The organism is Gordonia oleivorans, from assembly GCF_040044975.1.
Taxonomy (GTDB): Bacteria; Actinomycetota; Actinomycetes; order Mycobacteriales; family Mycobacteriaceae; genus Gordonia; species Gordonia oleivorans.
Genome location: NZ_JBDZDI010000003.1, coordinates 30,919 through 43,737 on the forward strand (window position 1 = coordinate 30,919; position 12,819 = coordinate 43,737).

The 12,819-nt window shown below is 66.8% G+C and carries 11 protein-coding genes; 6 read left to right on the forward strand and 5 right to left on the reverse strand.

Annotation, left to right across the window (positions count from 1 at the left end; translation table 11 throughout):
* Window positions 1–62 precede the first annotated feature (62 nt).
* The 4 genes from ABLE92_RS06735 to ABLE92_RS06750 all read right to left on the reverse strand — a co-directional run bounded on the left by ABLE92_RS06735 (window position 63) and on the right by ABLE92_RS06750 (window position 5,546).
* Window positions 63–815, reverse strand: coding sequence for a glutamine amidotransferase (locus ABLE92_RS06735; protein ID WP_348803985.1), 753 nt, complete (start codon window positions 813–815; stop codon window positions 63–65).
* 519 nt (window positions 816–1,334) lie between these two features.
* Complete coding sequence (pflA, locus tag ABLE92_RS06740; protein ID WP_425476137.1) at window positions 1,335–2,129, reverse strand: pyruvate formate-lyase-activating protein; 795 nt, start codon at window positions 2,127–2,129, stop codon at window positions 1,335–1,337.
* Between the two features lie 29 nt (window positions 2,130–2,158).
* Window positions 2,159–4,441: a formate C-acetyltransferase gene (gene pflB / locus ABLE92_RS06745; protein ID WP_348803986.1), complete on the reverse strand. Its 2,283-nt coding sequence runs from the start codon at window positions 4,439–4,441 to the stop codon at window positions 2,159–2,161.
* 259 nt (window positions 4,442–4,700) lie between these two features.
* Window positions 4,701–5,546, reverse strand: a complete 846-nt coding sequence (locus ABLE92_RS06750; protein ID WP_348803987.1) for a DUF5995 family protein — start codon at window positions 5,544–5,546, stop codon at window positions 4,701–4,703.
* 257 nt (window positions 5,547–5,803) lie between these two features.
* Between ABLE92_RS06750 and ABLE92_RS06755 the strand changes: the two genes are divergently transcribed.
* The 4 genes from ABLE92_RS06755 to ABLE92_RS06770 all read left to right on the forward strand — a co-directional run bounded on the left by ABLE92_RS06755 (window position 5,804) and on the right by ABLE92_RS06770 (window position 10,568).
* Window positions 5,804–6,607, forward strand: a complete 804-nt coding sequence (locus tag ABLE92_RS06755; RefSeq protein ID WP_348803988.1) for a hydroxypyruvate isomerase family protein — start codon at window positions 5,804–5,806, stop codon at window positions 6,605–6,607.
* Between the two features lie 26 nt (window positions 6,608–6,633).
* Window positions 6,634–7,527, forward strand: coding sequence for an NAD(P)-dependent oxidoreductase (locus ABLE92_RS06760; RefSeq protein WP_348803989.1), 894 nt, complete (start codon window positions 6,634–6,636; stop codon window positions 7,525–7,527).
* A gap of 73 nt (window positions 7,528–7,600) precedes the next feature.
* Entirely contained in the window at window positions 7,601–9,841 is a 2,241-nt protein-coding gene (locus ABLE92_RS06765) for a molybdopterin-containing oxidoreductase family protein (protein ID WP_348803990.1), read from the forward strand.
* A 94-nt stretch (window positions 9,842–9,935) separates the two neighbouring features.
* Window positions 9,936–10,568, forward strand: coding sequence for a DUF2461 domain-containing protein (locus ABLE92_RS06770; RefSeq protein WP_348803991.1), 633 nt, complete (start codon window positions 9,936–9,938; stop codon window positions 10,566–10,568).
* Window positions 10,569–10,657: 89 nt separating this feature from the next.
* On the opposite strand, the gene ABLE92_RS06775 is transcribed toward ABLE92_RS06770, so the two are convergent.
* Window positions 10,658–11,410: an IclR family transcriptional regulator gene (locus ABLE92_RS06775; RefSeq protein WP_348803992.1), complete on the reverse strand. Its 753-nt coding sequence runs from the start codon at window positions 11,408–11,410 to the stop codon at window positions 10,658–10,660.
* Window positions 11,411–11,481: 71 nt separating this feature from the next.
* On the opposite strand from ABLE92_RS06775, the gene pcaH reads away from it, so the two are divergent.
* Together pcaH and pcaG are read left to right on the forward strand one after the other, a co-directional pair.
* A complete protein-coding gene (gene pcaH, locus ABLE92_RS06780; protein WP_348803993.1) occupies window positions 11,482–12,267 on the forward strand; it encodes a protocatechuate 3,4-dioxygenase subunit beta in 786 nt (261 codons plus the stop codon).
* On the forward strand, window positions 12,267–12,818 hold the full coding sequence (pcaG, locus tag ABLE92_RS06785; RefSeq protein ID WP_348803994.1) for a protocatechuate 3,4-dioxygenase subunit alpha: 552 nt from the start codon (window positions 12,267–12,269) through the stop codon (window positions 12,816–12,818). Before pcaH ends, pcaG begins: the two co-directional genes overlap by 1 nt.
* Window position 12,819: the final 1 nt, after the last annotated feature.

The following is a 12,819-nucleotide window of genomic DNA, read 5'->3' on the forward strand; positions in this document are numbered from 1 at the left end:
TGATCGCGCACGACGTCCCGACGGAGAAGAGGCCAACGTCCCCGGCTCTCCGTGGATCGTGCTCACCCGGACGTCATACGACGGTAACGATGCACAAAACGGCGCAGGATCATCGCCGGATGCCGGGCATCATGCTCACGCGCCGAGGCCTTCAAGGACTCGGCCGACTCCGGATCGAAGTACCCGAAGTCGCGGTAGACGTCGATGCGGGTCGCCAGGCTGTCCGCGTCGAGCTCCGGATGAAACTGTGTGGCATACACATTCGCGCCCACCCGGAATGCCTGCACCGGGCAGGCCGGTGACGTGGCGAGGTGGACGGCGAACTCGGGCAATGCCGAGGCCGCCTCCTTGTGTCCGCCGTAGGCGTCGAAAGTGTCGGGCAGCCCGGCGAACAGCGGATCATCGTGGCCGGCCGCGGTCAGGCTCACCGTTGTCGCCCCCACCGGTTCACCGTGGCTGCGATCGATCGTCGCGCCGATCACCGAACCCAAGGCGCCCACGCCGTAACAACAACCGAGAAAGGGGAAGTCGGAGTCGACGATGCGCCCGAGAAGGTCGACGAGTTCACTCTCGACGCGTCGTTGGGTGGTGGTCTTGTCCCCCACCGTATCGCTGACGTTGTATGGGCCGCCGCCCAGGATGATCCCCGACCATTCGTCGAGATCGATTGTCCCCAAAGGGCGTTGTGTCAGATTGATTCCGTGTAACTCGGACGGGGCGAGTTCGCCGAGCCGGAGCACCGAACTGTACTCGTCGGCCGCCGCGTCGGGTTCCGCGCGGATGGACAGAAGAAGGTACGGCGCGGTCGTGGACATGGCTCTCGCTGCCGGAGCTCCGATGACCTCGTCCGACGCGCTCCGATCAACGCGGACCTTCCCACTCTACCTGTGCGGCCGCGCATCCCGCCCGTGCGGACCGTCTGCGGATCGGCCGTGGCGGTGCGTGGGTTGCAGCGTCATCTCACCGGGTCTCGACACCTCCTCAGCTTCGCTTCGTCGGGCTCGACCAACGGGAGCAGGCGCGCGTTCCGACCAGCGGGTGGTAGCGCGTTCCGACCTGCGGGCGGTGGATCGCCGCGACGAGGTGGGTGGGTTGCAGCGTCACCGCACCGGGTCTCGACACCTCCTCAGCTTCGCTTCGTCGGGCTCGACCAACGGGTGGAGGCGCGTTCCGACCTGCGGGTGGTAGCGCGTTCCGACCTGCGGGCGGTGGATCGCCGCGACGAGGTGGGTGGGTTGTAGCGTCACCGCACCGGGTCTCGACACCTCCTCAGCTTCGCTTCGTCGGGCTCGACCAGCGGCGGGAGGTGACCCGGCCCAACCGGCTGAATCCCGCTACCGGACGACGAGTCCCCGTGCGGCGAACTGGCCCTGCACCCGGGCGATGAGATCGGCATCCGGGACGGGTGTGTCGGCCAGCAGGTAGGGCTCACCGGTCGCGGCCCACTTCTCGCGGCCCAGCTGATGAAACGGCAGCACCTCGACGCGCTCCACACCATCGAGACCGGCGACGATGTCGGCGACGGCCTCGACGTTCTCGACGGCATCGGTCAGTCCGGGTACCAGGACGAAGCGGATCCACATGCGCTTTCCTCGGTCGGAGAGCCGTCGGGCGAACGTCAGTGTGGGGGCCAGTTCCCGACCGGTGACGCGCCGATACGTGTCCGGGAGACCGGATTTGATGTCAAGCAGGTACAGGTCGACGGTGTCGAGGTCGTCGTCGCCCAGGCGCGACCCGAGCATGCCGTTGGTGTCGAGGGCGGTGTGGATTCCGGCCTCGTGGCAGCGGGAGAAGATGTTCACCACGAATCGGGCCTGGAGCAGCGGTTCACCGCCGGAGATCGTCAGGCCGCCGCCGGTCACGTCCATGACGGTGCGATAGCGCATCACCCGCTCCATCACCTCGTCGACGGTGTGGCGAACGCCGTCCCTCATCCGCCAGGTGTCGGGGTTCTGGCAGTACTGGCACCGCATCCCACACCCCGACAGGAACAGCGTCATACGGGTACCCGGGCCGTCCGCGGCGGTCACCAGGTCCCACGAGTGCACGGCTCCGGACCCATGATCGACGAGACGTTCGCTGGCCGCCACCTCCAGATCGGCGATCTCCATCGGCGGTACGGTCGGCATGCCGACGCCACCGAATCTCTCGGACACCGTCACAGACCTGCGTGGAAGGTCCGCGACAGCACGTCGAGTTGCTGTTCCCGGCTCAATCGCACGAAGTTGACCGCATATCCGGATACGCGGATCGTCAACTGCGGGTAGCGCTCCGGGTGTTCCATCGCGTCCTCGAGGGTTTCGCGGTTCAGCACGTTGATGTTGACGTGGAATCCGTGGGACACGTTGTAGGCGTCGAGGATGCCGACGAGATTGTGCACCTGCTCGTCGCGGGTACGCCCCAGCCCCGACGGGACGACCGATGTGGTGAGCGAGATACCGTCCTGCGCATCGGCATACGGAATCTTGGCGACCGACAACGCCGACGCCATCACCCCGTGCACATCCCGTCCGTTCATCGGGTTGGCCCCGGGAGCGAATGGTTCGCCGAGCCGTCGTCCGTCGGGGGTGTTGCCGGTGTGCTTGCCGTACACCACATTCGAGGTGATCGTCAGCACCGACTGGGTGTGCCGGGCATGCCGATAGGTCTGCTGGGCGCGGATCTTGGTCATGAACCGGTGCACCAGGTCGACCGCGATGTCATCGACGCGGTCGTCGTCGTTGCCGAAGCAGGGGAACTCGCCACTGACGCGATAGTCGACGACGAGGCCGGTCTCGTCACGGACCGGACGGACCGTCGCATACTTGATCGCCGACAACGAGTCCGCCGCCACCGACAGGCCGGCGATCCCACATGCCATGGTGCGCAGCACAACCCGATCATGCAGGGCCATCTCGATGCGCTCGTAGGCGTACTTGTCATGCATGTAGTGAATGCAGTTGAGCGCATCGACGTAAGTCTCGGCAAGCCAGTCCAGCAAGCGGTCGTACGCGGCGAGCACCGCGTCGAATTCCAGGACGTCACCGGCCGCCGGGGAACTCGCCGGCGCGATCTGAGCGCCGGAGATCTCGTCGCGACCGCCATTGATCGCATACAACAGCGCCTTGGCGAGGTTGACGCGGGCACCGAAGAACTGCATCTGCTTACCGACCGCCATCGCCGACACGCAACACGCGATCGCGGTGTCGTCACCCCACGATTCGCGGAGGAGTTCGTCGGACTCATATTGGATGGCGGAGGTGTCGATGGATACCTCGGCGCAGAAGTCCTTGAATCCCTGAGGAAGTCGCGGAGACCACAGCACGGTGAGATTCGGTTCGGGCGCGGGTCCGAGGTTGTAGAGGGTCTGCAGGTAACGGAACGAGGTCCGGGTGACCAATGGGCGACCGTCCTCACCGATACCGCCGATGCTCTCGGTGACCCAGGTCGGATCGCCGGAGAACAACGCGTCGTAGTCCGGCGTCCGGAGGAACCGGACGATCCGCAGCTTGATCACGAAGTCGTCGATGATCTCCTGCGCCGACTCCTCGGTCAGGATGCCATCGGCGATGTCACGTTCGAGGTAGATGTCGACGAACGTCGACGTGCGGCCCAGCGACATCGCGGCGCCGTTCTGCTCCTTCACCGCCGCGAGGTAGCCAAAATACAGCCACTGCACGGCCTCTCGGGCCGTGGTCGCCGGACCGGAGATGTCGTACCCGTAGGACGCCGCCATCTCCTTGAGCTCACCGAGCGCCCTGATCTGCTCGGCGTTCTCCTCACGGTCGCGGATCACGTCCTCGGTCGAGGGCTCCATGTCGAGGTCGATGCGGTCGACCTTCTTGGCGTCGATCAGCGCGTCCACCCCGTACAGCGCCACCCGTCGATAGTCGCCGATGATCCGGCCGCGGCCGTAGGCGTCGGGTAGGCCGGTCACGATGTGGGAGCTGCGTGCCGCCCGCACATTGGGGGGATAGACGTCGAAGACGGCCTCGTTGTGGGTCTTTCGGTACTTCGTGAAGATCTCGGCGAGCTCCGGTGGGACCGGGTATCCGTAGGTGTCGAGTTCCTTGACGACCATCCGCCAGCCACCGAACGGCATGATCGCCCGTTTCAGTGGTGCGTCGGTCTGCAATCCGACGATGATCTCGTTGGGTTCGTCGATGTATCCCGGTCCGTGCGCGGTGATCGCCGCGGGTGTCTCGAAGTCGACGTCGTAGACGCCCTTGCGGCGTTCCTCGGGGAACATCTGCGACAGCCGCGACCAGATCGCGGTGGTGCGGTCCGTGGGCCCGCTCAGGAATGCGGAGTCGCCGTCGTACGGTGTGTAGTTGTCCTGGATGAAGCCGCGGACGTCGATGCGGTCGCACCAATCCCCCAGCCGGAATCCATGCCATGCACTCAGGCGGGGATCGGTGTGACCGTCGCGGATTGTCGGATCGGTGACTCGCTCAGTGCTCATGATCTCGCCCTCTCGACCGGGGTCATCCGTCCGCAGGGATCACCCGCGGGGCGAACTCGGCGCTGGTTTCGCTTACGTCAACGGTACGACCGTGAGCGCATAACTGCACGTCAGAAGGGTACAAGGTCCTATGTGTCGTCCACGGAATCCACGTCGCGACAGCCGGGAACCCCGAGCCTGACTCGCTCATCGATGTCCGAATCCCCAAGTGCCCACGACTCTTATGCCGCTTCTACGCCACGGCGAGCGGCCACCCCGGTCAGAGTTCGGTGGTGATCGGCGCGGGCGTGGCGGCCAACTCGTCGAGCACCGCGATGTTGTGTGCGACGTCGCGGCTTTCCCGCTCGGCGATCTGCGTGACGGCGATGTCGAGGACACCCACCAGCCCGGGAGGGTCGAAGACCAGCCCGCATTCTCCCGACACCTGGAAATCTCGTGCAAGGATGACCGGAGCGCGGGCGAATCCCGGGGTGAACGCGAGAACATGCGCGAATCGCCATGCGCTGTCCCGAAGTTCCCTGATCGCAGCGTTGATCGCGAAGATCTGGTTCTGCTGCAGGACCGCGTAGATCTCGGCCAGTGCCGGCGAGAGCTCGTTGATGTCGGTCACGATGCTGCTCACCTGGCCGGCGAGGACCGCGTTGATCGTCGTGAAGTCGTGGTCGAGATCGGTCAGGCCACCACGACCGGCGACCTCCACCGACGCGATCCCCAGGTCCAGCACGATGTGGGCGGCGATACCGGACAGCATGTGCTGCACGATGATCGGCTCGGGATCGGTGGCGTGCGCGAAGGTGGTGCGCCACGACCGGCTCGGTTTGGGGAACAGGTGCGGGTGAAAATGCCCGTTGAGGGCGTCGAGGTAGCGGGACGCGAACGCGGCGTCGAGGCGGTCCATCCGCGGACCGTCGTCGAACATTCCGTTCTCGACCGCGACGCCGACGGCGAGGGTGATGCGCTTGTACAGCGCCGCGAAGTAGCCGAGCCGACTCGCGGCCGGACCGGCCCAGGCGATGATGCCGTCGAGGGCCACCACCACCTCGTCGATGGTGGTGACGGCCGGGATCGGGTCCGGCGGCGCGACAACTGCGGGACGGGCGGGCATGGGCACGATTATCCGCTGCGGACGCCCGGATGCCCATCCTCCGAATGGCAGATCCAGTGCCCGCCCGGGGCGAGCGATGTCGGGCGGGTCCGCCTGCCTGCTGCACCGACAGTCGGCACCTCCGTACGCTGATCACATGAACGCACGGTCCGCACCGCGCACTCCCGGCACAGTGGATGTCGATAGTGCAGAGGCACAAGATATTTCGCATCGGGATTGGCCGCTGCCCGCAGCGTCGCCGACGGCGGGTTGACCACGTGGACCGGCGCCGCCTGACGGTCAACTGCTCCATCCTGTTCACCGCGGCATCACTGCTGCACCGGCCACGGCACGCCCGCGACGCCGGCTTCGACGCCGTCGAATTCTGGTGGCCGTTCGACGTCGCGGTGCCCGCCGATCGCGACGTCGAGGCGTTCGTGACAGCCGTCGAGGATGCCGGCGTCCGGCTGACCCATCTGAACCTCGCCGCCGGCGATCTCGCCGCCGGTGAACGAGGCCTACTGTCCTCCCCCACGCGCTCCGGTGAGTTCCGCGACAGCGTCGACGTGGCCATGGAGATCGGGAAACGGCTGGGCACAGTCGGTTTCAACGCCCTGTACGGCAATCGCATCGACGGCCTCGAGGCGGCCACGCAGAATGAGCTCGCGACGGAGAACCTCGCGATCGCCGCACGCGCCGCGGCCGCGATCGGTGCGACGATCCTCGTCGAACCCCTCAGCGCCATACCGGCCTATCCCCTGCTGCACGCCGTCGACGCGCTCGCCGTCTGCCATCGGGTTCGCCGGGAGCACGGCGTCGACAACGTGATGCTGCTCGCCGACCTCTATCACCTCGCGGTCAACGGTGACGACCTCGACGAGGTGCTCTCGGTCCATTCCGATCACGTCGGCCACGTCCAACTCGCCGATGCACCCGGACGCGGCGAACCGGGCACCGGAAACCTCGATCTGGCACGGTATGTGCGCATCCTCGACACGCAGTCCTATCGGGGGTGGATCAGCCTGGAGTACCGGGCCACCCGCGCCGATCGGTTCGACTGGCTATCGGACTTCCCGGCATGACCACCGACACCAGGGAGGAATCACCCATGGCGACAATCACATTCATCGGCCTGGGCATCATGGGCAGCCCGATGGCGATCAACATGGTCCGCGCCGGGCACACCGTGACCGGCTACAACCGCACACCCTCGCGCGCCCGGGCGCTCACCGATGCCGGCGGAGCGACGGCCGCCTCGATCGCCGAGGCCGTGTCCGGCGCCGACATCGTCGCGCTCATGGTGTCCGATGCCGCCGACGTCGAGCAGGTGCTCACCGCCGACGACGGGGTGCTCGCGCACGCCGCACCGGACACCGTCATCATCGACTTCTCCAGCATCGCTCCGGACGCCGCCATCCGGATGGCCGAGCGGGCCGCGTCAGTCGGTCACGCCTTCCTCGACGCTCCGGTATCCGGCGGTGAGGAGGGCGCCATCGCGGGCACGCTGTCGATCATGGTCGGCGGTGCCGAGGACGCATTCGACCGGGCGGCGCCGGTGTTCGAGGCGGTCGGCGCGACGATCGCCCATGTCGGACCGAGTGGCAGCGGGCAGATGGTGAAGGCCGCCAACCAGCTCATCGTGGCCGCCAACATCGAAGCCCTCGCCGAGGCACTGGTCTTGCTCGAAGCGCAGGACGTCGACACCGCGGCCGCCGTTCGGGTGCTGGGCGGAGGGCTGGCCGGGTCGGCGGTGCTCGACACCAAGGCACGGCGCATGCTCGACCGCGACTTCACACCGGGCGGTCGAATCGATCTGCACCACAAGGACCTCGGCAACATGGCCGCGGCGGCACGCGATGCCGGTGTGGTGCTTCCCGTCGGTTCGTTGGTGGCTTCGCTGATGGCGTCGGCGCGCGCCAACGGCGACGGCGGGCTCGACCATTCGGCGCTGTTCCGCGGTGTCGAGCGACTCTCCGGGCGTCTACCGGATCCCTCCGCCTGACCGATCGGCCACCATCGGCGGCAAATCGTGCAACACTCGTTGCCAGAATTGTCGTCTCACGAGGAGCCCCGGCATGCGGACGGACCAGCCCACCTACTGCCGAATCTGCGAACCGTTGTGCGGCATGATCGCCACCGTCGAGGACGGTCGGCTGATCGCGCTGCGCCCGGACAAGGAGCATCCGCTCTCGCGCGGCTTCGCCTGTCCCAAGGGCATCGCCTTCACCGAGATCGTCAATGATCCCGACCGGGTGCTTCATCCGCTGCGGCGAACCCCCGACGGCGACTTTGAGCAGGTGTCGTGGGACAGCGCGCTCGCCGACATCGGTGCCCGTCTCGGCGCGGTGCAGCGTGCGCACGGCAACTCGTCGATCGGGTGGTACTTCGGCAATCCGGCGACCTTCTCCACCGGACACACCCTGTGGACGGCGGCGCTGATGAGTCTGCTCGGCTCGCCGCACGTGTACTCGGCGGGCTCGCAGGACGTGAACAATCGTTTTGTGGCGAGTCACTTCCTCTACGGAAACCCGGTCGCCGCACCGATTCCCGACATCAATCGCACCGACTTCCTGATCATCATCGGCGCCAACCCGATCGTGTCGCACGGCAGCGTGATGAGTTCACCTCGCATCCGCGACGGGTTGCACGCCATCGTGAAACGCGGCGGGGATGTGCTCGTGATCGATCCGCGACGCACCGAGACCGCGCGCGAGTTCGACTGGTTGCCGATCACCCCGGACACCGACGCCCTGTTCCTGCTGTCACTGCTGAACGTGATGTTCACCGAGGGACTCGTCGACGTGGACGAACTGCGCACACGTGCCCGTGGTGTCGACGCCCTCACGCGCACCGCAGCGGGCTTCGCGCCCGAGGACACCGCCGCACGCACCGACATCGATGCCGAAACCGTGCGCGAGATCGCCCGGCGACTCGTGCGCACCGAACGCGCCGCGGTCTACGGACGCATCGGGACCTCGCTGGGCCGGACCGGAACACTGACGACCGCGCTGCTGGACATGGTGAACCTGGTCGCGGGCAATCTGGATGTGGTCGGCGGAAGTATGTTCGGCGACTTGGGGATTCCCGGGCAGCGACTGGCGATCGGCGCCTTGGCGCACGTCCCGGGTTTCACCTGGGCAGGTCGACGCAGCCGGATCGGCAACCTACCCCAGGTCCTCGGTACCGCCCCGGCGTCGGTGATGGCCAAGGAGATCACGACGCCGGGGCGCGGCCAGCTGCGTGCGCTGTTCGTGTCGGCGGGCAATCCCGTGTTGTCGGTCCCCAACGGGGACGAATTGCGCAGCGCGCTCGGCGAACTCGATCTGATGGTGTCCCTCGACATCTACCGCAACGAGACGAATGCGCACGCCGACTACATCCTTCCGGCGACCACCATGTACGAGCGCGCCGACTTCCTGCTCCCCTTTCAGGCGTTGTTCACCACCCCGTTCAAACAGGCCACCGAGGCGGTCATCGCACCGATGGGCGAGGCACGGGAGGAATGGACGGTGATCAACGACCTGGTCGCGGCGTTGGCCCGGCGCAGTCCCCTCCTCGCACTGATGCACCTGGGTAACACGGTGTCTCGAGCGGTCGGTGGCCTGCTCACCCCACGTCACGTCTCGGATCTGGTGATTCGCCTCGGCCTGGGTGGTGACCGTTTCGGCCTGCGACGCGGCGGTCTGACCTACCGCAGGCTCATCGACGACTTCCCGCACGGCACCGTGGTCGCCGACGGCCTCAGCCCCGGCCGGCTCCGCACGACCGTCACCCACCGCGACCGCAAGGTGCGCCTCGACGCCCCGGAGATCCTCGCCGAACTCGATCGCCTCGACGACGTCGGAGACGAACGATTCCCGTTGCGTCTCATCGGAATGCGTGAGATCCGCTCGGAGAACAGTTGGCAGCACAATGCTCCCCTGCTGCTTCGGGGTGGGCGGACACACTCCGCGCGGATGCACACCCGGGATGCGTTGGACCGTGGTATCGGTGACGGTGAGCTGGTGACCGTGACGTCGCGGCACGGTAGTATCTCGCTGCCGGTGACCCTGACCGACCAGATCAAACGCGGCGTGGTGGCCATCCCGCACGGTTGGGGCCACAACGGTTCCGGCGGGTGGCGCAAGGCCAATGCGGCGGCCGAGACCGATCTCGGGTCCGGTGGCGTCAACGTCAATGCCCTGATCTCCTCGGACCCGGTGGACCTCGAACGGCTTGCCGGGATGGCCAACATGACCGGGGTGCCGATTCAGGTCCTCCCGGTGGACCGCACCTCACGATCACCCGCGGCGAGTTCGGCGCCGGCCGCGAGGTGATGTGCATCGAACTCCCGCGTCGATCGTGCCGACAGTACGGTAGGGAGCAGAGGTCGATCACCTGTCGACCATCCCCAGCGCACGCAAGGGCGACATGACATTCGACGGATTCCCCGAGGCCGCACTCGATTTCTACGACGACCTCGAGATCGACAACACCAAGGCCTTCTGGGAGTCGCACAAGGAGGTGTACCGGACCGCGGTGGCGCAACCGATGACAGCGCTCACCGATGCGCTCGCCGCCGAGTTCGGTCAGGCCAAGATGTTTCGGCCGTACCGCGATGTCCGATTCTCAAAGGACAAGTCGCCGTACAAGACTCATCAGGGCGCCTACGTGCCGGTCGCGCCGGCCACCGGGTACTACGTCCAGATCGGCGCGCCCGGTGTGCGGGTGGGCGGTGGCGTCTACGACCTCGGGTCCGAACGATTGTCGGCGCTGAGATCCGCGATCGACAACGAGCGGTCGGGGCGGGAACTGGAGCGGATGCTGACGGCGCTGGCCGAGGCCGGCTGGGAGGTGGGTGGCGACCGGCTCAAGACCGCGCCCCGCGGCTATCCCAAGGACCATCCCCGCATCGAACTCCTCCGTCACAAGACCCTCACCGTGACGCGCGATCACGGATTCGAACCGGTCATCCACACGTCCGCACTCGTCGACGTGGTCCGTGCCGACTGGCGCGAGACGACGCCGCTCATCGACTGGATTCTGCGACACGCCAACGCCTGATTGGGTCGGGTGGCCGCGACAAGAGACGCGGCGCCCACTCGATGCGATACGGCGCCCACTCGATGCGATACGGCGCACACTCGACGCGCTCAGAGTTGCCGCCCGATTCCCCGCGCCGCCACCGACAGTGCGGCCAGGAGGCGTTGCCGATCGCGTTTCAGGGTGGGGACCACCACGCCGATCGCGGCGACGACGGAATCGGGGTCACTCGACGGCATCACCGGGACCGCCAGCGAGCACGCCCCGGGCGACATCTCCTCGCTGGTGGTCGCGTATCCGTCCCGCCGGATCGTCTCGAGTTGACGCCGCAACACATCGGCGGAGGTGATGGTGTGCGGGGTGATGCGGATCAGGTCGCCCATCGCGGTGTCGATGACATCGGCCGGGGCATGGGCCAGCAGCACCTTGCCGACTCCGGTGCAGTGCAACGGCAATCGGCTGCCCACCGTGCTGACGATGGGCACCGATGCCCGTCCCGCCATGCGCTCGACGTAGAGGACCTTGGCCTCGTCGCGCACGGCCAGATGCACCGTGGCCAGGGTCGCGGCGTACACATCGTGCAGGAACGGTTCCGCTGCCTGCTTGAGTCGCCCCTCGATCGGCGCCCGCAATCCCGCCTCCCACAACAGTCGTCCCACCACGAAACGTCCGTCGGGGCGTCGGGCCAGGGCCTGCCCCGCCACCAACTCGGCGGTCAGACGATGAACGGTGGCCACCGGCAGGTCGGCGCGGCGTGCGAGTTCGGAGAGCGTCAGCACCCGATGTCGCTCATCGAAGGCGCCGATGATCGCGAGCACCCGCGAGGTCACGGTCGCCCCCGCTGTCGAGGTGTTACCCGCCATTCGCCCATCCTTTCCGCTGAGTGGAAGACTACCCTTTCCTGGGTCACATCGGCGCACCTACTGTGAGCTCCATGACAGCCATCAACACCAATCCCGACAGCGCGTCGGCGAGCCAGCGGGAGATCAGTGGCGAGATCGCTGCGATCGAGACCGCTTATCAGCACGCCGGGGTGGAAGAGACCCAGCCACGCCTGGACTACCCGCCCTACCGCAGCAGCCTGCTGCGTCACCCCACCAAGGACCCGCATCACGCCGACCCGGAGACCCTCGAACTCTGGTCACCCGTTTTCGGTGAGCGTGACGTCCACAAGCTCGAATCGGATCTGACGATCCAGCATCGCGGGGAGCCGATCGGTGAGCGGATCGTGGTCACCGGGCGTGTCGTCGACGGGCAGGGTCGGCCGGTGCGTCGCCAGTTGGTGGAGATCTGGCAGGCGAACTCCGCCGGGCGTTACATCCACAAGCGGGATCAGCACCATGCACCGATCGACCCGAACTTCACCGGCGTCGGACGATGCCTGACCGACGACGAGGGCAACTATTCGTTCACCACGATCAAGCCCGGGCCGTACCCGTGGAAGAACCACCACAATGCCTGGCGCCCCGCGCACATCCACTTCTCGTTGTTCGGAACGGATTTCACCCAGCGGATGATCACCCAGATGTACTTCCCGGGCGATCCGCTGTTCCCGTTCGACCCGATCTATCAGTCGATCGTCGACGCCAAGGCGCGCGAACGGCTCGTCGCCACCTATGACCACGATGTGACCAGCCACGAGTGGTCCACCGGATACCGTTGGGACATCGTGCTCACCGGCAGCAACCGCACCCCACTCGACGACGATGAGGACAACTGATGACCACCCTGCTGCCACCCACCCCGGCCCAGACCATCGGACCGTTCTACGGCTACGCGTTGCCCTTCGGCGGCGACAACGAACTCGTCCCGCCGCGCAGCCCCGACGCCGTCCGCTTCCACGGGCAGGTCGTCGACGGCGACGGACAACCCGTTCCCGATGTCCTGCTCGAGATCTGGCAGGCCAACGCCGACGGCACCATCCCCCGGACCGCGGGCTCGCTCAAACGGGACGGGTGGACGTTCAGCGGTTGGGGACGGTGCGCCACCGACGATGCCGGCGATTATTCGTTCAGCACCGTGCCACCCGGCCCGATCGGCGGTGCGGCGCCGTACTTTCTGTTGACCGTGTTCGGCCGGGGGCTGCTGCATCGCTTGTTCACCCGGGCATATCTGCCGGGGCCGCTCACCGACGAGGACACGTTCCTCGCCGGTGTCCCCGCCGAGCGCCGCCACACCCTGATCGCCGAACGCGATCGGGATGGCTACCGATTCGACATCCACCTGCAGGGCGAGGACGAGACCGTGTTCCTGCACTACCCGGGGCAGTAGG